At 39.2% G+C, this 22,054-nt stretch carries 15 protein-coding genes; 5 read left to right on the forward strand and 10 right to left on the reverse strand.

From position 1 onward, the window contains the following. Positions 1-139 precede the first annotated feature (139 nt). Positions 140-1,672, reverse strand: coding sequence for a phospholipase D family protein (locus tag L1D46_RS13745; protein WP_130052738.1), 1,533 nt, complete (start codon positions 1,670-1,672; stop codon positions 140-142). A 158-nt stretch (positions 1,673-1,830) separates the two neighbouring features. Next, positions 1,831-2,025, reverse strand: a complete 195-nt coding sequence (locus tag L1D46_RS13750) for a (2Fe-2S)-binding protein (RefSeq protein ID WP_105181791.1) — start codon at positions 2,023-2,025, stop codon at positions 1,831-1,833. A 371-nt stretch (positions 2,026-2,396) separates the two neighbouring features. Here L1D46_RS13750 and L1D46_RS13755 point away from each other — a divergent pair, with 371 nt between their 5' ends. Further along, a complete protein-coding gene (locus L1D46_RS13755; RefSeq protein ID WP_130052739.1) occupies positions 2,397-3,095 on the forward strand; it encodes a hypothetical protein in 699 nt (232 codons plus the stop codon). Between the two features lie 57 nt (positions 3,096-3,152). On the opposite strand, the gene L1D46_RS13760 is transcribed toward L1D46_RS13755, so the two are convergent. Beyond that, on the reverse strand, positions 3,153-3,569 hold the full coding sequence (locus L1D46_RS13760; protein ID WP_130052740.1) for a hypothetical protein: 417 nt from the start codon (positions 3,567-3,569) through the stop codon (positions 3,153-3,155). A 295-nt stretch (positions 3,570-3,864) separates the two neighbouring features. Between L1D46_RS13760 and L1D46_RS13765 the strand changes: the two genes are divergently transcribed. Beyond that, complete coding sequence (locus tag L1D46_RS13765; protein ID WP_130052741.1) at positions 3,865-6,144, forward strand: CHRD domain-containing protein; 2,280 nt, start codon at positions 3,865-3,867, stop codon at positions 6,142-6,144. A gap of 53 nt (positions 6,145-6,197) precedes the next feature. Here the strand turns inward: L1D46_RS13765 and L1D46_RS13770 are convergent, their stop codons facing one another. From L1D46_RS13770 to L1D46_RS13780, 3 genes are all read right to left on the reverse strand, one after another. Continuing rightward, complete coding sequence (locus L1D46_RS13770; protein WP_130052742.1) at positions 6,198-6,683, reverse strand: DUF6436 domain-containing protein; 486 nt, start codon at positions 6,681-6,683, stop codon at positions 6,198-6,200. 13 nt (positions 6,684-6,696) lie between these two features. After that, positions 6,697-8,163 (reverse strand): methyl-accepting chemotaxis protein, encoded by a 1,467-nt coding sequence (locus L1D46_RS13775; protein ID WP_130052743.1) that lies wholly within the window; start codon positions 8,161-8,163, stop codon positions 6,697-6,699. 76 nt (positions 8,164-8,239) lie between these two features. Beyond that, a complete protein-coding gene (locus tag L1D46_RS13780; protein ID WP_239977693.1) occupies positions 8,240-8,794 on the reverse strand; it encodes an isochorismatase family protein in 555 nt (184 codons plus the stop codon). Positions 8,795-9,047: 253 nt separating this feature from the next. Between L1D46_RS13780 and L1D46_RS13785 the strand changes: the two genes are divergently transcribed. Further along, positions 9,048-13,496 (forward strand): EAL domain-containing protein, encoded by a 4,449-nt coding sequence (locus L1D46_RS13785; protein WP_130052745.1) that lies wholly within the window; start codon positions 9,048-9,050, stop codon positions 13,494-13,496. Here the strand turns inward: L1D46_RS13785 and L1D46_RS13790 are convergent. The 4 genes from L1D46_RS13790 to L1D46_RS13805 all read right to left on the reverse strand — a co-directional run bounded on the left by L1D46_RS13790 (position 13,471) and on the right by L1D46_RS13805 (position 20,602). Beyond that, the gene (locus tag L1D46_RS13790) at positions 13,471-16,257 is read right to left on the reverse strand and encodes a response regulator (RefSeq protein WP_239977694.1); all 2,787 of its coding nucleotides are present in this window, start codon (positions 16,255-16,257) and stop codon (positions 13,471-13,473) included. The genes L1D46_RS13785 and L1D46_RS13790 overlap by 26 nt on opposite strands. A gap of 63 nt (positions 16,258-16,320) precedes the next feature. Next, entirely contained in the window at positions 16,321-17,214 is an 894-nt protein-coding gene (locus L1D46_RS13795; protein WP_130052747.1) for a cation diffusion facilitator family transporter, read from the reverse strand. 259 nt (positions 17,215-17,473) lie between these two features. Beyond that, a complete protein-coding gene (locus L1D46_RS13800; RefSeq protein ID WP_130052748.1) occupies positions 17,474-19,408 on the reverse strand; it encodes a methyl-accepting chemotaxis protein in 1,935 nt (644 codons plus the stop codon). Positions 19,409-19,636: 228 nt separating this feature from the next. Then, the gene (locus tag L1D46_RS13805; protein WP_130052749.1) at positions 19,637-20,602 is read right to left on the reverse strand and encodes an AraC family transcriptional regulator; all 966 of its coding nucleotides are present in this window, start codon (positions 20,600-20,602) and stop codon (positions 19,637-19,639) included. A gap of 97 nt (positions 20,603-20,699) precedes the next feature. On the opposite strand from L1D46_RS13805, the gene L1D46_RS13810 reads away from it, so the two are divergent. Together L1D46_RS13810 and L1D46_RS13815 are read left to right on the forward strand one after the other, a co-directional pair. Further along, positions 20,700-21,020 (forward strand): DUF962 domain-containing protein, encoded by a 321-nt coding sequence (locus tag L1D46_RS13810; RefSeq protein WP_130052750.1) that lies wholly within the window; start codon positions 20,700-20,702, stop codon positions 21,018-21,020. Positions 21,021-21,028: 8 nt separating this feature from the next. Further along, complete coding sequence (locus L1D46_RS13815; protein ID WP_130052751.1) at positions 21,029-21,778, forward strand: class II aldolase/adducin family protein; 750 nt, start codon at positions 21,029-21,031, stop codon at positions 21,776-21,778. The last annotated feature ends 276 nt before the right edge of the window (positions 21,779-22,054 follow it).

A 22,054-nucleotide genomic window follows, 5' to 3' on the forward strand; every position in this document is an offset into this window, starting at 1 on the left:
GCTAAGCACTTGAATATATTGGGTTTACACGTGTACGCTCAAATACCTTTTTTTATCCCGAAATGGTTAACAACTAAAGGCTGATAACAAAAAGCCCAACTAAAAAGTTGGGCTTAGGTATAAATACTGAAGGAATGGCTTAAAGCTCATCTTCGATGGGGAATAACGAAATAAACCATACTTGAAAACGTCGCCAAGAAGAAGTTTGTGGTTCTTCATCAAACTGCTCATTACTCACTGTGTCGAGCCAAACTAAATCATCCTCTTTAAGCTCGACTTTCCAAGCATATTCGGGCATTTGATTATCAACCCAATGGGCCAAAAAGCGGCTAAGCTTTTTGCTTTCGATTAATACACCCATCTCGGTATTTAAATCAATTGAGCGAGGGTCGAGGTTCATGGTACCGACAAAAATCTTTTCATCATCAAAGGTCATGGTTTTTGCGTGCAAACTTGCCTGTGATGACCCGGTTACTTTACGTCCCGCTTTGCGCTTAATGGCCATTAAGTCACTGGGTTTTAACTCCCACAGCTTAACCCCACCCTTTATAAGATCTTCTCGGTACTTTTTGTAACCAGCATGCACCGCAGATACATCGGTAGCAGCTAAAGAATTAGTGAGTACAGTGACATCAACGCCCTGCTGAGCCCAGTTTGTTAGCAATTTAACGCCCTGCTCACGGGGAATAAAATACGGCGACACAATAATTGCTTTTTGTTTTGGCTCGCCCATTTCTTTAAATAACATTGGCGACATATTGGCCGATTTTTCACTGACGTCGTTCATCACCTTATCGGGATGATCATAAAACAACACAGACTTTTGCCAATCGAATTCTATTTCATCGTGCAATAAGCGTTTTACAAAGGCGCTTTCGCGTAATTGCTCAACGTAATTACTCTGCTGATTTTGCTCAACATAGGTCGATAAGGTTTTAGTGATATCAATAAGTGATTGCTCATCACGCTCACCGTGCAAGTCTTCAACAGGGAAAGACAGCTGATGATTCCAATATAAATCAAATGCCTTTGATGCCTCAGGCACTATCTCGCCAACACTCATAACATCTAAATCAATAAATTCAGAGTGATCTTCAGCCGAGAAATACGCATTACCTATGTTGCGCCCACCGGTGATAAAAATTCGATTATCAACAATAAAACTCTTGTTATGCATGCGTCTAGAAAGCTGGCTAAAGTTGGTAACAAAACCAAGCGCTCTAAAACGACGGTTAGGAAATGGATTAAATAATCGAACTTCAATATTAGGGTGAACAGCCAGTGCAGCTAAATCAAGCTCACTGTCAGCTTGTGACAAGTCATCGAGCAGCAAGCGAATTCTTACCCCTCTATCTGCGGCTTTTAACAAAAAGGCCGTAAATAAAATGGTAGTTTGCTGCCTGTGGTATAAATAGTACTGCACATCAATGGTGTGCTCGGCAGAATCAATGAGTGCTAACCTAGCTACAAAGGCATCGACCCCATCTGCTAAAGGATAAAACCCTGATAACCCAGGATGATTATTACCCACTGCATCTCCTATGGTGCTGGGTGTATCTGCTGCAATGGCATAGCTAGGTTGAATGGACTCTCGTGAAGGTAGCTGCGCACAGCCCGCAGTGATTAAAATAAGTACTACACAAAAAAGTGATTTTGAAGAGTCTATTATCATGGCTTCCTACCAATGACCGTGTGATACACGTATCTGCTTTGTTATAACCCTAATAAATGAAGGGGTTAAAAGCAAATAAAAACTCGTAAGTAAGCGGATAAATTAGAAGAATTAAACGAAGGAAAAATAGTTAAGCAAGCAAGCTTAAGAGCAAGTAATTACGCTACTTGCTCAGTAATATCTGCAATCTCGATCAGTTTGCGATTAAGAATTTTTTTACAACAACCACAACACTTGCCGCACTGGCTACCCACTTGCAGTTCTTTTGATAACTCACGCATTGTCATTGCGCCATCATCAATTGTTTGTTCGATTTTTTTATCAGTCACACCATGACATAAACAGATATACATGAATGCAAACCACTCTCATTTCTCTTGATGGTCAGTATATTAATCTAAACAGTAATAGTTCGCAATAGTGTTATAGGCAATATTTGCATAACTTTTATACCGAAATTTCCAAAATGGCACACAGCTAAAAATTTTCCCTTATGATTTGGGCAGTTAGATCAAGGCGAGTAAAGAAAAAATGTTTAACTTTTTAGGTATTGTTTCGCTCTAGCTATAAGCTATTCTTTAGATTGAAATGCATGCTAGATTTCATGTAATTAGTTTTGATAAATAAGTCATTTTTAATAAAACAACAAAACGAACCCTTTAGTTGGTAATAAAGCAATGCTTTTACTATTTTTATCCAACACTTAATCTGTAACCGAGGACACATGGAAGCGCCTACAGTTGAATTAACTCGTGAGAACTTTAACTCCATCTTTTTTCAGACTTTCATAAAAACGAAAGTGCAACCTGAAATACCTATCTTGAGATGCGCAGTCCCTTTACCTAAAGCGCAGAAATTCAAAGCAAAGTTAATCACTGGTGCTATATTCATCATTGCATGCCTCCTTGTTTGGAAAACACAATCCGGTTCAGGTGCAATTGCCGCTGTGATCATTACTTATCTCAGTTACTTTTTAATTCAGATGTTTATTGCCAATAAGCGTTACTTCATTCATGAATCCCCGTTGTGCGAAATTAAAATAAACCAAGAACAGGTTTACCTGCCCGCACTTTTATTCGATGACAGAAAACCACGAACAATTAAAAGAGAAGATTTACTAAATGTTGAGGCCGTATGGAATTTTACACGCACCAAAAGCGGCTACGATATTAACGACCCACAACCAAGGCGTGCCTATCTATTTTCTGTTATTTTTAAAACTCGCTATGGTGATTCAATACCTTTAAATGACTGGAGCTTAGAACATCCTGAACTCTTCAAGACACTTGTTGAGTATGATTACCCAGTCACTATGATAAGAACAGCCAAACGTGGGTCACCAATAACAGTTCACATAAAATGGTTCTTCCTATTTACTTTTATGTGTATTTTCATCTACTCACTTATAAAATATGTAATTTAGCGGACTTATAAATATGCAATTGGCAAAGTAACTGCGAACAAGCGCTTTGCCTTAAACTTACGCTTTATTGTTAAACAGCATACCAGAGTGATTACTAGAAGTAGGAGCAAACAAAGAGTTTATCATCGTAGAAACATTACTTTTTACGGCAAGCTGGACTGTATTTATTTCTTCATCAAGTTGTTTATTAAGCTCTAGTAACTCACTTTCTCGTTGTTCTGGAGCTAGGTCTTTGTTGCTTTTTAAACTATTAATCTTATTTTGTAATTCCTTTATTTTTACTACTAGCTCTTGTTGTGTTTGTGATGTCTTTGATTGAGCTTCTGATTGTGGATCAGAATCAACGCCTGCTTCTTGTTGTTTAGAGCCTTGAAGGTTTGTTGCTTTTTCACTTGCTGGGTTTAGCTCATTTTTATTTTGCTGATCTAATAATGGCTCTTTTAGGAATGAGGATGTGTACGAAGTTAGCTGCATAGTTTTCCTATCGTTTATTTATTGGCGTTTAACAAAGAAATTTTCGAAAAGAAATCTAATGCATAATTCGTACCCATTAATAAGCCAAACATCTCTAATTCAAACTGCTAGAAATATTCATTTTCAAATAATTGCTAAAAAGTTTAAATTCTTAATTTCACCAAAAACCAATACTAAAGAATTAAAAATTAACTTTTATGCAACCTTTTTTGATCGCATTTTAAACATCTTCCGTAAGCCTTATTGAAATGGACACGTCGTAACGTCCGAACATACAAAGATATAAGGAAGAACGATGAAATACATACTCTTATTAAGCAGCCTACTCCTGGTAACTGCTTGTAGCGATGACGATGATAACAAAGAAGTCATCACACCACCGCCACCTCCTCCAGTTCAAGAATTCACTCCAAGTAAAACCTATGCTGTAACTTTAAGTGGCAAACAAGAAGTGCCAATGAATGATTCAATGCAAACAGCGACTGCAACAGTAGAGCTTGACGAAAGTTTAATGCAATTTCGTGCAACGCTTGATGCAAGCTCAGTCGAAGGTTTTAGCGCAGCACACATACACGACGGCGATTTAGGCGCTAATGGCGATGTTGCTTTTGCATTTGAAGCCACTACCGATGGTGTGTATGAAGTCGCAATCACCGACCTTGATGAAAGTTTAATCGCTGATTTAATGGATGGTGATTGGTACATTAACCTTCATACTGAACAGTATGCAAACGGTGAGCTTCGTGCGCAAATTGTGCCAGATACAACCAGCATCATCACGTTTGTTTTAAACGGCGATCAGCAAGTTCCTATGAATGACAGTGATGCTATGGGTTATGGCTACGCATCTTATGACAGTGCCACAACAGAATTACGACTTCGCGCAGTGACAATGGGTGTTGATGACGCAACAGCTGCTCACATCCACACCGGCAAATTAGGCTCAAATGGTGATGTATTCGTGACTTTAGAGCAAGACGATGAAGTAATGACCGACTGGGTAGTGCCAGAAGGCACCATGATAGACAGCGACACTCTGGCAGTACTTTTAGACGGCGGTCACTATGTTAATGTTCATACGCCTGAATTTGCCGGTGGCGTAATTCGCGGCCAAATCTTAACAGACAACTACGCAGTTGCGACCTTTGACTTGAGTGGTAATCAAGAAGTACCCATGGTGAGCACCATGGCTGATGGTGATGGTTATGCCCTAGTTGATACTACTGACTACAGCGTAGAGCTTACTGTTGTAACGTCAGGCTTGGACGATGCGAGCGCTGCGCATATTCACACAGGTCGTATCGGGACTAATGGCGATGTATTAGTGGCGCTTGAACAATCAATGGATGATAGCAATGTCTGGATGACACCAAGTAATACACAAATCAATGCTGATATTTTTGCAGTGCTTGCTTCTGGCGGTCACTATGTCAATGTTCATACACCTGATAATGCTGGCGGCGAGCTTCGCGGGCAAATCCTAACTAGTAACTATGGCTTTACGAGCTTTAAACTAAGCGGCGAGCAAGAAGTCCCTGCTGTCGAAACTGATGCAAGCGGTGAAGGTTATGCATTAATTAACATGGATAACTATGCTTTAGAACTTGTGGTAAACACAATGGGTGTTGATGACGCGACAGGAGCGCACATTCACACTGGTCGAATTGGCACAAATGGCGATGTGCTCGTTGCACTTGAGCAGTCAACAACTAACGCAGGCATGTGGATGACACCAGCAAATACCATGATCAACGCTGAGATCTTTGAGGTACTTGCATCAGGTGGTCATTACGTTAACGTGCATACACCTGCTAACACGGGTGGCGAAATTAGAGGTCAGATACTAACAGACAACTATCAGCTTGTAACTTTCCCACTTAGTGGTATGCAAGAAGTACCTGCGGTCGATACCATGGCATCAGGAAATGGTTATGCATTAGTTAATATGGATAATTACCATCTAGAATTAAGAGCTTTGACCGAGGGTGTGAGTGATGCAACTGCAGCGCACATTCATACAGGTCGTATAGGCACCAATGGCGACGTACTTGCCGCGTTAGAACAATCAAGCGATAACATGAATCTATGGCAAACACCTGAAAACACCATGATTAATGCAGATATTTTTGCAGTACTTGCATCAGGTGGCCACTACGTAAATGTGCATACTCCTGCTAACCCAAGTGGTGAACTACGCGGTCAAATCCTTACTGATAACTATGTGTTTGTAACCTTCCCGCTAAGTGGTGAACAAGAAGTACCCGCGGTTACAACGGATGCATCTGGCGATGGTTATGCACTTGTTAATACAAACGATTATAGCGTTGAGCTGCAAGTACTTACATCGGGTGTAAGCGATGCAAGTGCAGCCCATATTCATACCGGCGTAGCAGGTGAAAATGGCCCTGTGTTAGCTCCTCTTGTTCAAGACAGTGATGATATGAATCGCTGGATGAGTAGCACTGGCTTAATGATAAATGCTGAGATTTTCTCAGTATTAGCTTCAGGCGGTCATTATGTAAATGTCCATACGCCTGCCAACCCAAACGGTGAGATACGCGGCCAAATTCAATAATTTTATAGAGTCAGAGGCCAAAATACTTGGCCTCTTTAACTTACCTTTCTAGCTCAATTAATTTTACAATAACACCCCTCAGCATCTGAATTAATAAACCGACTATTAAAACCTGCTCGTAAGTTTGCGATTACTAACTCAACAAAGCCATTCTGACTTGAACACGCGAGTCCTTTTGATAATGGCCCTGCATATACAAGCTGTTGATTTTCTGAAACAAGTACTGCGGCAGGTTGAGCGGGTAAAATTTCAGCAACCGCAGATGTTGGTTTAAGTTTTATTACTTTAACACCTTGCTCTGCTGCATAGCTGCTAAGGCTTGTTATGTGCGGTTGTGAACGCGTTGAGCATACACAGGTATTTTCATCAATAATGTACAAGGTATCTGTATTGGTGATGCCAAGCCCCATTCTTTGTTGAAAAGCAGGTAGCCAGTTGGCTGTGGCTAGCTTTTTATCTGGATCAAAGGTGCTAGCTTGTTGAGAGTAAGCAAACACCAAGGCCAATGCCACAGAGGCAACCCAAACCAGGGTTGCCACTATTACCCATTTACTATTTGAATTTAGCAATACCTTGCTCCAGCACATCGATACTTACATCAATTAACTGGACGCGATCGGTGAGTTTTTCAATCATCAGGTTGTCGTTGGCTTGGTTAGCAATTAAGGCTTGTGAATTCTCGGCAATGGCACGTGTATTCCCCGCTTGATTTTGCACTACATGTGCAACCGATTGTGAACTACTTGCGGCAACATTAACCTGCTCTGTCATCTCTGTAATTTGCAGCTTCATCTGTGAGCTAATTGCTGATAACTGTTCGATAAGTGCGACACTACCTTGCATCGACTTGGTTGATGATGCGCTATTTTGCATCAAGCTTTCGAGTGTATTGGTTATTTTATCTGTAGTATTTTTACTTCGTGTTGCCAAATTTCTTACTTCATCAGCAACAACCGCAAAGCCACGGCCTTGCTCACCAGCTCGAGCAGCTTCAATTGCGGCGTTTAGCGCAAGTAAATTCGTTTGCTCAGCAATTGACGAAATCTCATTAAGTAATTCAGAGATATGCGAACATGCACTTACAAGTTGGCTAATGTTTTGGTCTGCTTCTTGAAGGTTATTGGCAAGTTCAGCTGTTTTACTGTCTGTATTCGCTACTTCATTTAGTGCTTCTGTTGCACTTAAATGGAGCTGCTCAAACTGTGTTTGCAGCTCATTACTTTCATGTTCAACATGAGCAAAGCCTTCAGAAACTCGTTCACCCGACTGCGCTATATCCGTCGATAACTGCTCACGCTTAACAGCTTGCTCATGTAATTCGTCATGTACTTCAAGTAATTGTTTAGACTGATTTTTTAAAACACTACTTTGACTTTGAACATCACCTATCACAGTGGATACAAAACCCAGTAAGCGGTTAAAACCCGCCACAGCTTCACTATGTCTATCATCCGCTCTTAAACTAATATTAATGCTGTTTTCGTCGGCCATTATCTGCTCTGTTGTTGTACTTAACGATAAGCCTGAACTGCGTTCAAGATGGAGGGTTTTAGCAATGTAACCCGCTACAATTGCTTCAACAATGGCATATACGGCATGAATAAGTACGGTGCTAAAATACAATCTGTCTGGGTCAAAAACGTATAAACCAACTTCGTTTATCTGTAAAAAGTAAAAGCTCAAATGGTGAACGGCCACAAAAGTAAGTGCTGTAATGAACACTCGCCATTCAACAAACATGATCAATACGGCCATTAAAATAAAAATTTCAAAGTGAACTTCAATGAGGCCGTAGCTTTGTTGGATGTGTAAAAACGAAAACATCATGCAACCGGCAGCAACAACATGGGCTGTTAATTTGCTCGTTGGGTATTTATGGAGCATCCAAAGCGGTAAAGACAGCAGTAATAAACCGGTTACCACACCCGTTATCAAAGTCGAATAGATGAAGCCTAAAACCAAAGACTCAATAAATAAGAGAAGGAACAAATAAGTAAAAAGGCGGCGCACGCTCGTCATAGATAAAGCCTTAATTATTAGATAATTTACAAAAACACAATTAATCGAGCCAATACGGTTTGATGCGAATCATGGTTCACTTTATTAATTGCAATAGTGCTCTAAATTGATCTGTCCCTGCTTTTTCTAGCCATTGAAATATCACACTTTCTGTACATGTAATAATAGCACCTGCTGCCAATAGTTGCTTAATCGCCAGCTCTTTATGTTTTTCATTACGTGATGCGATGGCATCTTCCACTACAAACACTTGATAACCATTGGCAATTAAGTCTAAACAAGTTTGCAGTACACAAACATGTGACTCCGTACCCGTTATCACCACTTGTTTACGGTTAAAGCCAGCCAATTGATTGTTAAATTGCGCTTCTTGGCATGCGCTAAAATGTATTTTGTGATAGCAATTGTTGTCATTTATAAAGGGTAAAAGCTGTTCACTACTTTTACCTAACTTGGTTGGATTTTGTTCGGTAAATAAATAGGGAATATCTAATGCCTTAGCTGCTTTAATCAACTTTTCTGTGTAATTAACAGCTTGATTAAAATCGTTTATAACCGGCTCAAGCCCTGCTTGTAGGTCAATAATCAATAACAAAGCATGATTTTTTTGACTTATAAATGAATGGCGCATCACTTTCTCTGATAAATAACAATTGAACTAGTTATAGCATAGGTTTTAATTTCAATACCAAGTAGACCTTATTACTAATTTAACTTTTCAGAACCGTTATTTACGGTCATAATTGTGCTATATTTTGTTAAAAATTATGCGTAAATAATAATTTAGGGTTAATCAGTCAGTGCCTAAACTTTTTCTTTTGATTCTCAGTCTGCTTTTCTTCACGCTAACTTCAACTGTGTTTGCGCAAAATTACGCTTTGCAAATGCAGCGAATTTCGACTGATGAAGGCCTTACACAAGGCAGTGTAACTAAAATTATACAAGATGATTTAGGCTTCATTTGGATAGGCACCTACCAAGGGTTAAATCGATACGATGGTTATCAGGTATCGCCTTTTGCTGGAGAGTTCATTCTTGATCAGCGGCAAATTACCGCAATGCACAAAACTGAAGACGGAAACATTTTTGTCAGTACCGAATTCTCAGGTGCTTTTTTTATTGATCCTAAAACCCTGAAAGTTGAAAAAATTTACTCTGGCAAACTCGATCCAGAAGATGTTTTCTTCTCGCCCATTTTAGCTGTTACTGAAGATGACAACTTTTTTTACTTCGCAATTGCTCAGCATGTTTATTCATACAACAAACTATCTAAAAAGTTTTTGCATGAATTTTCAATCAATAAGGAAGAGCATATCGTGCGAGCTCTCACCTTACACGACAACTTTTTATATATAGGCACTTCGGATGGGCTTTTTTCAAAAAATCTTGCTGATGAACATATCTCGCATATTCCACTGACAGATAAAACACATACCACAGAAGATAATAAAAACGTTAAATTTTTAAAGGTCGATACTGAGCTCGGCTTACTTGTAGGCACAGTAGAGGGAATGTTCAATATCCCACTAAAGGCCAATCGTTTGACGTTTGATAAGGTAAAACTATTAATCCCTAACTTAAATATTTGGGACTATTCTGTTAGCTCGTTCGGTGAGTATATCGTCACTGAAAAAGGCTTGTTCGAATTTAATCGCGAAACTATGTCTATTGAGTTCATCTTAAACTTTGAACAGAGTAAGTACTTAATGACTGACAATACAATCCAAGATGTGATGGTTGATAAAACTGGGCTGCTTTGGCTTGCATCGCGCTCTCAAGGGGTATTTACATGGTCAACACTGGCAAGGCGTTTCAAGCATATTGAATTAAAAAACAACCAAGTTAGCTTCAATAATAATATCTGGACGGTATTACAAGATCAAAAAAATACGATTTGGATTGGCACTGATAATGGCCTAATGAAGTACAACCAGCCAACTAAAAAGATTACACCATTCTTAGTGAGCAACGATGAGAAAGCATTTCACGGCCAACACGGTATTTATGGTATTGCTGAAGCAAATATTGACGATAGTGACCGCTATTTATGGCTAATGAAATATATTGGCCTTGTACTTTTTGATAAACAAACTGGCAAATTAGCGCCCTTAAAAGGCAATGCAGAAACCATACACCTTATAGAATACGGCCCTAACTGGGGCTTTAGTGCAATGGGCAATGATCAATTTGCATTTTTGGATGAACAAAACTTTTATAAATATAACGGAAAAACAGGTGAACTTGTCACAATTAAAGGATTAAAAGAACAAGTCGACATAGTTAATGCTCATGGTTTTTTAAAGCCACTTCCCGATTACCCCGACGAGTATGTACTCAGTATGTCGGGCAAGTTGTATCGCTACAATGAGCAGACTGAAAAGTTGACACTTATATACCAAACAGAAAACTATAACCCATTAGCGTTCTATACTATTGATGACTGGGTGATAGATTATAATAACACTCTTTGGCTTGGTTCATCAGATGAAGGGCTTATCGGCATTGATGCTAAAACTTATGAGGTTAAACATCGCATTAATATGCAATCAGGGTTGAAAGCTAAATCTGTTTTTGGATTGCAAATCGATCGCTTTGGATTTTTATGGCTGGGTACACAAAATGGCCTTTACCGACTTGATTTAAGCTCTTTAGAACTTGACAGTTATTTTATTCGTGATGGTTTAACCGTAAATGAATTTAACATTGATTCCGACACTACATTACATAATGGACAACTTGCATTTGGCACAACACGTGGCGTACTTTTACTTTCACCGGAGGACTTTTTATCATCCCCTGTTGAGGCTGGCAATATAAATACCGAAATCACCAATGTGTCGTTACTATCGCGTGAGCTCAACTACCACCCCTACAAATATATAAACACGCCTCTTCAGATCACTTCTGAAGATATGGGCTTGGCTGTTACCTTTTCTAATTTTGATACTATTAATAAAGATAAAACATCGTATAAAGTGACCCTTGATGGACCAACGTCACTTGAATACAACAAGCTAACGACCAACGAAGTTTTCTTTACTAAATTGCCACCAGGTGATTATGTTTTATCGGTAACATCGTCAACAGAATTAAACGATGCAATATCTTCAACTAGACAACTAAGGTTTAATGTTGCACATGCACCTTGGTCATCTCCTATTGCCGTTACAAGCTATGTTATTATCGTCTTAGTTATTTTATTTTTCATCTTTTGGCAATATCGTGCTCGTCAACAAATGATAGGACGCGCTCACGCAGAAGTAGTAAAATCACAGCAGCAAACTGAACTTGCCTTGAGTAGCACCAAAAGTGGCGTTTGGGAAATAAACCTTGCAGAACAATTTTTAAGAACGACACGTTTTTCTGCTGAACTTGGTTATGATGAGTACAAAGATGGTATAAACCTTAAAGAATTTATAAACTTAGTTCACCCACATGATCACAATTATGTTACTAACCAGTGGCAAATCTTTTGTAAACAAACTAATAATGAACAATGGAACATTACTTACCGGTTAAAACATAAAAATGGGGGTTGGCTTTGGTACGAAGATATTGGCCGCATTGTTGCAACTGATGAAACTAATCGTCCTCTAAAAATTACCGGTATCTATACCAATATTACTGAACAGCGCGCTAATGCACAGCAGGCGAGTGTGCTCGGAGAAGCGTTCGGACAAATAAATGACTGGTTATTAATTTTAGACAATCAACTTAAACCATTTTCTGCTAATGCCAGCTTTGGTGAAGCATTCGCTACGCCAAACAATATTGCAGAGCTAACTAGCAGCGACTTTATTGCTGCAATTGGTCGAAGCAAATATATTGAATATATCAATGTATTAAAAACACTTAAACCAAAACAGAACTGGAAAACAGAAGCTGTTATTCGCACTCTAAAAAGCCCAGCACATCCCGTTCATATAAGTGTTACTGCCGTGGCCAAAGAAAACCACACAATTAGCTATTATGTGATTGTTATTTCTGACTTAACAGAGCAAAAACGCGCTGAAGACGATTTACGCTATTTAGCGAATTATGACCCACTCACAGGGCTGCCAAATCGAACTCTGATGCATTCAAAAATTAGTCAATGCATAAGTAATGCTAAAAAGCACAATAAACTCGCAGCATTGCTGTTTATAGATTTAGATAAATTCAAACCGGTTAATGACTCATTCGGTCATGCTGTAGGCGACCAATTACTGTGTGATATAACACAAAGAGTAAGCCTGATCTTACCCGAAAACGCGGTTATAGGCCGCCAAAGTGGTGATGAATTCTTAGTCCTTATTAAAGACTTACATTCGCCACAAACTCTCAGTGAGCTGGTTAAAAAGTTAACTGACGAGCTAGCAAGCAAAGTCATTATCGACGATTTTTCAATTAATATTTCTGCAAGTGTTGGTGTGGCTCTTTACCCATTTGATGCAAAAACTGCAGATGATTTAATTAAAAATTCTGATATAGCCATGATGCACGCAAAGCAATCTGGCCGGAACAATTTTAAATATTTCACGGAGCAAATGAATAACCAGCTAACCAAAAAGCTATTACTTGAAAATGCCTTAAAAGATGCCTTTAAAGATGATGAGTTATTTAATAATTATCAACCTATCGTTAATGCCAAAACTAAAAAAATAAACGGCGTAGAGCTTTTAATGCGCTGGAAGAACGAACAAGGTTTTGTATCACCAGCAGAGTTTATCCCTATTGCCGAGGAGATTGGCTTAATTGATGCGCTGACTGAGCAAGCACTTGATAGAGCACTAACAGAGCTGCTACCAATGCTTCGTGCTAATCCACAGTTTTATTTGTCATTAAACCTGTCGCCAACGCACATTTTAAAATCGAACTTAACTGAACGCTTACTACTGATTTTAAATAATCATATGGTTAAACCTGTTCAGCTGCGCCTTGAAATTACAGAAAACACGCTTTTAGAAGATAAAGAGAAAGCCTCAAAGCAACTGCAAAAACTTAAAAATGCTGGTTTCAAACTTTTACTTGATGACTTTGGTACAGGTTACTCGTCACTGACATACCTTAGCCAATTCCCGATTGATGTGATCAAAATTGATCAAAGCTTTGTGCGCAATATCGGCCAAGATAAGAGTAATGAATCAATTATTAAAACCATTCATGCGCTGTCATCAAATTTAGGTTTATATTGTATAGCTGAAGGGGTTGAGACCAGTGAGCAAATCAGCTTCTTAACCGAAATGGGCTGCGAAGATTTACAAGGTTATTATTTTGCCAAACCCATGTTGGCCGATGACCTAATAGCAGAAAGCACGATTCAGGCAGTTATTGATCGACTAAACGCGCTTTAAGCCATTTATTTAGGCATCGGTATAGCTCATCTTTGTTAATTGGTTTAGAGATAAAGTCATCCATGCCCGCCATAAGGCAACGTTTCTGATCATCTTCAAAGGCGTTCGCCGTAATAGCGATAATGATTGCTTCGCCATAAAGCGCAGGGTTTTGTTTGATTTCGTGTGTACATTGATAGCCATCCATGTGCGGCATTTGGCAGTCCATCAAAATAATGTCTGCTGTAAAGCTTTTAAGCTCTTTAAGCGCCTCTAAACCATCATTGGCCTTTTTAATAGTACACAGGGTGTCCTGCATCATCTTTTCCAGCACAATTTGATTTACAGGGTTATCTTCAACAATTAATACGTTAATGCCACTTAGAATTGGCTTGTCTATACTTTGCTCTGCCTTTTCCTCTGCACCACTTTCAGTCACAGGCACGACAATAGTGAATTCACTTCCCTCACCTTCATGACTCACTAAAGAGAGTTCTCCATCCATAAGCTCAATAATGCGCTTACTAATGGTTAGTCCTAACCCAGTACCTCCATATTTACGGGTGGTGGATATATCGGCTTGGGTAAATTCAGTAAATAATTTTACTTGCTGATCCGCTGAAATACCTATACCTGTATCGCGAATTTTTATTTCTAGTGCATTATCTGCCATTTGGCAGTGCATGTTTATTTCACCTAACTCAGTAAATTTGCCAGCGTTACTCAAGATATTGTTGACGACTTGGCTAAATCTGAGTGGATCTAAACGGATATAATCAGGGATATCATCCGCAATACTAAGGTTAAATTGAACCCCTGGCTTAACGCTGGTAGTGCTAAAGATTTTAGCTAACTGAGCAAGTAACGATTTAACCTCAACAGCGCGATTTTCAAGTTTAAGTGCACCAGCTTCAATTTTAGAGAAATCTAAAATATCGTTTAAAATCAACAGTAAGTTATTTGCACTTTGGTGTATCATTGCCAGCTCATCGCGCTCACTTTCTGGCAGATTAGGATTTTCTAACAATAGTTGAGTCATCCCCAAAATACCATTTAGTGGGGTACGAATTTCGTGACTCATATTTGCTAAAAACTGAGATTTAGTGCGGTTAGCCTGATTCGCTAAACGCACAGCTTCGACTAATTCGTTTGTTTTATCATTAACCTGCTGCTCGAGCTGAGAATTAAAATCTGTCAATTTATTATTTAATAATTCGTTTTCATGGTTCGCTTGATGTAAGCGATTAAAATTAAGCACAAGCTTGTTTGCTAAACTCGAAAACTGAGACTGCAAACGACTTACCTCGAGCCAGGTTTCTGGTAAGTCGGTATCAGTGATTGCACGTTCAGGTTCAAATTTATCGATTTGTTCAGCCAACTTTTCAATTGGAGCAATTAACCAGCGACTTAACTGAGTGATAAATACACTAGTTAATAAAATAATGAACAAAACCATTACTAAAGACTGACCCCATGCACTCACAGCAACATTGTTTGCGTGTTTGCGATTAAGCATGGTCATCACAATCCAATTATGTTCAGTAGAGCGAGCTTCCCTAGCGTAATACTGTTGCTCATCTTCCGCATCAAACATTTTAAAACGCGCTTCATCAGCAAACGAGTCTATCTCATCGTCAGTTAATTGTTGTAACTCTTTAAAATCATCCAGGGTGCTAAATACTACTTTATTGGTGGGATCTAAAATCAATAGCTCCCCCTGGTGACTAAATAGGCTTGGTCTGAGGCCTGCAAAATAATCAAACATCAGTGAGCCTTCAACAACCCCTGTAAAGGTGTCTTCAATATAAATCGGAGCTGATACTGCAACAATCGGTAAAGAGCCAAAGCCACGGCCTTTAAAAATTGTTGAGATATAACCAAGTTTATTATTCGGTGCATTTATAAAATAGTCACGATCAGCCACATTGGGGCGTATGTTTGATTGCTGCAAACTAATCGCTAACGATTGTGGGTAAAAATGAGTAACATTGGCCAGTGCATCAGCAATGATCTGCGTTCGAAAGTCAGGATACAAGTTAGCCATATTTTCAAGCGCAATCTGCCGAGGAACACCATTGGCAATACTTCGAGCCGTTAATACCAAGCCTTTTTTATGATGATCGAGGTGAGCATCAATCATCCGTGCAATTTCCTTCGCTTTCTCTTTTAACTGCTCATTTATCTCGTACTCAATACGTGAATAATGGTTATTGGTTAGTACTATTGAGGTTAAAATAACCACCAACACTACCAATAAGGTCACAACATAGTTAAGAATTTTGTATAAAGACGAATAGTGTTTGTGCCATGAATAACGGCTAAAAAAGAAGCTCAATAAATCAATAACAGATAAGTAGATAGCCGCATTTAAACAGTATTTAGCAAGCGCAATGGCAATAGTTAGGATTGGTAAACCTAAAAAGAAATGCCCAAAGCTCCAAAGTAGCGGCAGACCAATCACAAACCAAAACAGCATGCCTCTTAAAAAAACTGGGCGCGATTTTGATAAGCAAAACAACTGCAAACATATCAGTTCTAAGGCAAATACAATGGAAGGCCACGCATGCCCCCAACGGTAAAAAATAAACCCTGTACTTAAAATGAAAGTGATTATTGCAAACCGCCAGCCAAGCAGCAGTAAGCTTAAGATCACAAAAAACTGGCCAAGAATAAATTCTGAGCTATCTAGAAACCAAATTGGCAGTAAATTAACAACTCCAGCAATACAACCAAGCAGTAGTGCAGCTAAAAAGTTAAAATATGAAGACTTATTTTGAAGCAAAAAAGGTATCCTAACTTCATAGTGATACCTTTAAATTAAAAGAAAATTAAACTTTTTGCCACTTTAATTAACATAATGGCACTCATGGCTTTCTATTTGCAGCACACTTTTTTTGATTTTAAAGCGTGAAAGTAATAGCTTTTCTACTTTTAAGCGACACGCTTCATCGTGCTTTTCAACGGTACAATGCTGTTTTAGCACGACATGAGCCCCAACAACGATGTCTTTATCTTGGCGCATTACAGTTACATTGTGTACATTCTGAACGTGCTCAATAGAGGCTATGCTTTGCTCAATATCAGCCACATCTGGTAATTTACTTCTGTTTTCAAGTAAACCTTGAATGCAACGAATAATTACTTTAGCCCCTGTAAACAACACAAAGGTCGCAATCAACATACTCGATATAATATCGACTTCAGCCCACCCAGTAAGATAAATTAAAATACCAGCAAAGAAGGTTGAAACAGTTGAAATTAAATCAAAAAATGAGTGCAAAAAGACGGCATATACATTGATACTAGCTTTACGTCCCTTATATAAAACCCATGCAGCAGCACCATGAAAAAGAAAGCCGATAGCAGAAATTACCGACATCAAATAACTATTAATTTGTAAATCGTGACCATCGTTATGATGAAGGTAACGTTCACCACCCTCATACAAAATAATTAAGCTAATACTTAAATATAAAATACCATTGATCAAACCGCCGGTAAGTTCAGCCCGCTGGTAGCCATCGTTAAAGTTTTTCGCAAAATAAATCGCCATGCTTGAAGCGATAAGTGCAATAAATAAAGAACTGTTATGAACAAACAAATGCCCAGCATCAGCAAGTACAGCAAGCGAATTTGAATAATAGGCGCCAATAATCTGTATAACCATAAACGAACACGTTATAGCTAAAGCAATCAACAAGCGGCGTCTAGATGCTTGGTGTGTTGTAATATCTGTCATGAAGAAGTGAAATACCTATTAGCTGGAAATGCGGTAATGATATAAAGTCTCAATTGTAATACGCAGCGCTCTTAAACGCACTAAAAACTTAGTTAATAGTCTCTCTATGAAAGTTTTTTGCGCAATTTGTTAGTAAAAAGAAAGGAATTAGCAGTTAACAAGTAAACTAAAAACTCACTTGTAAGCTAAAAAACAGTAAGACGTTAACAACACATGTTGTTAACGTCTTTTAATCGAGGCTGATTTAAAGAGCAGTCAATTAAACTTTAAACTGACTTACTAAGTCTTTAAGGTGCTGGGCACGGGACAATAAACTTTGCGTACCGCGTTGTTGCTGTTCTGCATTATTATGGATTTGCATGGCACTGTCTGAAATATCATGTGCTGACTGATTAATATGTTCAACAACCGTACCTTGCTCTTCTGTGGCTGCAGCAACCTGATGATTACCTTGACTGATAATTTCAAACTTCTGCTGTATAGACTGAAGTGCAGACACCGCAACATGCGTAAGTTCAGTGACTTTTTGGCTACTTTGCGTACCTTCGGCAATCGCTTCTTGTGATTGCAATGACGAGCTTTGTAAGCGCGAAATTTGCTCTCTAATTTCAGAAGTTGATGTTTGCGTGCGCTGCGCAAGTGAGCGCACTTCATCTGCTACCACCGCAAAACCACGGCCTTGCTCGCCAGCACGAGCGGCTTCAATTGCAGCATTGAGTGCCAATAAATTAGTTTGCTCAGAAATCGCATTGATCACTTCAACAACCGAGTTGATCTCTGCAGCTTGATTTGCAAATTCACCGATACTTTGATCAACCGTACTCAAAATATCATTTAGTTCATTCATAGTTTGTGCTGTGGCAGCCATACTCTGATTGGTTTGTACGGTTTCTCTTACCGCTTCTTCTGTGTCGCTTGCTGTGCGATGAGCAATATCAGACACCTCATTAATTGTTTGTCCCATCTGTGTAATAGCAGTGGCAACTTGGTCTGTTTGCGCGCGTTGATCTTCAGTGGCAACAAACGTTTTATTGGCAAAGTTCGCAAGGTCGTCAATACCCTCTCGCATTGCTTGCTCAGTGACACTGATTTCATCTACCAACTCGGCTACTTTACCTATAATTGCATTAAAGCCCTTAGCAAGATGCCCTAACTCATTATCTACACTGTCATCTAAGCGTTTTGTTAAGTCACCACCGTGGCCCGCCATACCAAGTAGCTCGTCACCAACACTGCGTATTTTCTTACTGAGCCAATTCGCAAAATAAAGCGTCAGCACTAAGAAGATGCCCGCAAGCACGACACTCACAATAATCGACATCCAAACGACAGTATTAATTGCACTTGATATCTCTTGGCGTGGCTGAATCGCCACAAGAGTAAGGCCAGTACCTTCAATCGGCATAACACCAGCGTAAACATCTTCGTCTGCGAGCTCGACTTGCGATAGTGTAAAGCCAGTGTGTTTACTACTCAGAAAATCTTGTAATGTGCTTAATGAAGCCACACTGGTAACTTGTTTACCAATATAAGCATCATTTGCGTGTGCAATAATTCGCTTGCTATCATCAATTAAAAATAAATAACCTTGCTCGCCAATTTTACGCGACGTGACAATGCTAGAAATATCTGAAATATCATAACCAAGCCCTGCAACACCTAGGCGTTGCCCAGCTATTTCAACTAAAGTATTCACGTATAAAGTGAGGTGTCCGCCCTGCTCACTAACATCTAATGCGAGCGCTTGGCGTTTATCTGAACTGATAAAGTCAAAAAACCAACTGTCTCTTGGTTCATTTTTAGAGATAGACTTAAAAAAGCCTTCTTGCGTGTAATAACTCATTGAGTTTTTACTCACCCAAAACACCGATGAGGCACCGCTTTTTCTTTGTAAGTCTGCAAAATACGCCATTACACGTTGATGAATAGGCGAGCTTTTTTCGCCTTCGGTCATCCAAGTATGCAAAATTTGATTTTCGGCTAACGACTGTGACACAGAGATGGGGTAACGCATTTGAGCATCAACTTCCGCAGCCACTTTACCCACAGCGTCAGGCAATAATTGCTTTTCTGTTTGTTGGTAATAAAGCCGAGAAAATTGGCTGGTATTGATTAAAGCGCTAACCACAGTGACAACAAACAATGCAATTAACACAAAACTAATAAAAATAGTACGCAGCGATAAGTTTCGCATTCAGCAGCCTCATACTTAATGGGGGGGGTTAGTTTCAGATCATCCTTGCGTCCTATTTGAAATTTTAGTTAACAAATTCGTGTTAAGCAATTGCTAGTTAAGCTTTTATTATTGTTTTTTGGTAAATAGTTATCAAACTCAAATATTATCGGAACAAACACCAATTTGTACCGATTTAATAATTAAAGTAATACCTGACAGGCATCAACTAGATCAAAGTAGCACTAACTATGATTCAGCTATTATTGCCATTTTTTGCTTGTACACTTTTGGCGACATACCATACCAGCGATTAAAGGCATGATGAAATGCACTAATCTCTGAATAGCCACATAAAAAGGCAATTTCTGTTACTGACAGATCAGTTTCGTTTAATAATGAAACACTTTTTTGCTGCCTTAAACTTGCTAGTTCTTTACTAAAACTTGTGCCTTCTTTTGCAAGTCGGCGTTGCAACGTTTTTTCACTCATATTAAGTGCTTTTGCCATTGCTTTACTGTTGGTTTGCCCTTGAATTAAATGCTCCTCGAGTAAAATTCTCAGCACCTGAGTTACATTGGTTTGCGTCACCAGTTTCATCTGACCTGATAACACAGGTTTACTATCGGTTTCTTCACTAAAAAATAGGCTATGGGTATGCGAGCCGTATTCAACTTTGCAGTTAAAGTGTTCATTAATTTCACTGTGTGGCTCTTTACGCTTTAGGCAAATTCGCGTTGGGTGCCACTCTTTTCCCTTTACAGTACGCGCTATTTTTAAACAAAACGCCATCGGTGCTTCGTAGCTTAGCAGCGACATATCGCGCTCACCATCACTAAAGTTAAAGCGAAGTTCATACTCACTTCCATGATCGATGAGTGACACATTATGTGTGTCGCCCATTAATTTTTGATAACGCAATATAAGCCGAAAAGCACTCAGTAACTGTGTTGCTTGAACAATAGCCATACCAACCACCGGAATAGCGCGCACATTCATGTTACTGCCAACATAAAGACCTAAATGAGTGTTTGGTAACATCGCTTGCGCCTGCTTCCAAAGCGAACTAACACTGGCTTGTGGGTATCGGGCTGTTTGACTGCTTAATTCTGCTAAAGGAATATTTGCTCCTGCAAACAACTCATTGATTGGTAAGCCCTGCCATTTAAACGATTCAGCCATAGCGCGGAGCCACCAACTTGATAAGGTTCTCATTCGCGTCCCAAATAAACAATTTAATGACCTATATTATCAAGTAAACAAAATAATAAAAGCCTATTGTTAACATGTTATTATCAACGGAGACAGCAATATGGGCACTGTAGCAAGTAAACGCGAGTTCGCGAGTTTTAAAGAGTTTTACCCTTATTACTTACAAGAACACAAAAATAAAGTCTGTCGGCGCTTACATTTCATTGGCAGTTGGTTTGTTTTGGCAATTTTGTTTGCCGCTATTTATCAGCAGCAATATAGCTGGATAATTTTATGCCCGGTGGTGGGCTATGGCTTTGCTTGGGTTGGTCATTTCTTCTTTGAGAAAAATCGTCCAGCAACGTTTACGCACCCTTTTTATAGCTTTATTGGTGATTGGGTAATGTTTAAAGACATTATTGTTCGCAAAGTACCATTTTAGAAAAAACCATGACTATAAAACACACAGTATCAGAGCAAGAATGGAAAGCCCGTGTTGAGCTAGCTGCCGCGTATCGCCTAGTTGCTTTATATGGCTGGGATGATCTAATTTTTACCCATATTTCAATGCGTGTTCCCGGCACAGACAACGAATTTTTGATAAATCCATATGGCATGATGTTTCACGAAATTACGGCATCAAGTCTCATCAAGGTAGATCAACAATGTAATAAGCTGCATGACAGTGAATACCCTGTTAATCCTGCGGGGTTTAATATCCATAGCTGTATTCATATGGCGCGTGATGATGCCCATTGCGTTATTCACACCCATTCACTCAATGGCACGGCGGTGTCTGCAAACAAAGACGGCTTATTGCCTATCTCTCAGCAAGCTGTTGTTGTGCACTCAGGTTTGGGTTATCACGACTACGAAGGCATAGCTCTTAACCCTGCTGAGCAAGACCGTTTAGTGAATGACCTAGGCACGAATAACTTTCTAATGCTACGTAATCATGGCCTATTAACAGTAGGTAAAACGGTCGCTGATGCATTTTTGTTTATGTATGTTTTTGAAGCTGCATGCGCTGTACAAACTCGTACTTCACAAAATACCGAGCAACTCGTACAAGTACCTAGCGCGATTATTGATGGTATCAAAGGGCAAACAGAAATTGCCACTAAGGGACTGGGTGGAGCAATTGCTTGGCCTGCCTTGTTACGCTTATTAAATAGCAAAAGCCCCGGTTACGATGAGTAAGGAAACACCCTACACATTAATAGCATGGCTATAATAGGGCTGCTTTTGCCAAAATCATGCTTATATGACAAAAAACAAATGAACTTTTAAGTGGAGGCTGGTTTACATAATGACACCCTCGCTACTTTAATTGCTAGCACAATAATCAATAATGCTGCCATGGCAATTCTGGAGCGATTTATCAATGTTTGTAATTTATTTAGCGCTCAGCATACAAAAACAGCCTTACTAACATCTGTAAAAAAGCCAAAAGTGACCACTACAATAGTTTAAAAA

The organism is Pseudoalteromonas sp. Isolate3 (genome assembly GCF_022398505.1).
In the GTDB taxonomy this organism is placed as follows: Bacteria; Pseudomonadota; Gammaproteobacteria; order Enterobacterales; family Alteromonadaceae; genus Pseudoalteromonas; species Pseudoalteromonas apostichopi.

Coding starts and splice junctions, on each gene's coding strand:
- L1D46_RS13785 (WP_130052745.1), top strand. CDS start 9,048: ATGCAGCGAATTTCGACTGATGAAGGCCTTACACAAGGCAGTGTAACT.
- L1D46_RS13755 (WP_130052739.1), top strand. CDS start 2,397: ATGGAAGCGCCTACAGTTGAATTAACTCGTGAGAACTTTAACTCCATC.
- L1D46_RS13765 (WP_130052741.1), top strand. CDS start 3,865: ATGAAATACATACTCTTATTAAGCAGCCTACTCCTGGTAACTGCTTGT.
- L1D46_RS13800 (WP_130052748.1), bottom strand. CDS start 19,408: ATGCGAAACTTATCGCTGCGTACTATTTTTATTAGTTTTGTGTTAATT.
- L1D46_RS13745 (WP_130052738.1), bottom strand. CDS start 1,672: ATGATAATAGACTCTTCAAAATCACTTTTTTGTGTAGTACTTATTTTA.
- L1D46_RS13780 (WP_239977693.1), bottom strand. CDS start 8,794: ATGCGCCATTCATTTATAAGTCAAAAAAATCATGCTTTGTTATTGATT.
- L1D46_RS13775 (WP_130052743.1), bottom strand. CDS start 8,163: ATGACGAGCGTGCGCCGCCTTTTTACTTATTTGTTCCTTCTCTTATTT.
- L1D46_RS13815 (WP_130052751.1), top strand. CDS start 21,029: ATGACTATAAAACACACAGTATCAGAGCAAGAATGGAAAGCCCGTGTT.
- L1D46_RS13805 (WP_130052749.1), bottom strand. CDS start 20,602: ATGAGAACCTTATCAAGTTGGTGGCTCCGCGCTATGGCTGAATCGTTT.
- L1D46_RS13810 (WP_130052750.1), top strand. CDS start 20,700: ATGGGCACTGTAGCAAGTAAACGCGAGTTCGCGAGTTTTAAAGAGTTT.
- L1D46_RS13795 (WP_130052747.1), bottom strand. CDS start 17,214: ATGACAGATATTACAACACACCAAGCATCTAGACGCCGCTTGTTGATT.
- L1D46_RS13750 (WP_105181791.1), bottom strand. CDS start 2,025: ATGTATATCTGTTTATGTCATGGTGTGACTGATAAAAAAATCGAACAA.
- L1D46_RS13760 (WP_130052740.1), bottom strand. CDS start 3,569: ATGCAGCTAACTTCGTACACATCCTCATTCCTAAAAGAGCCATTATTA.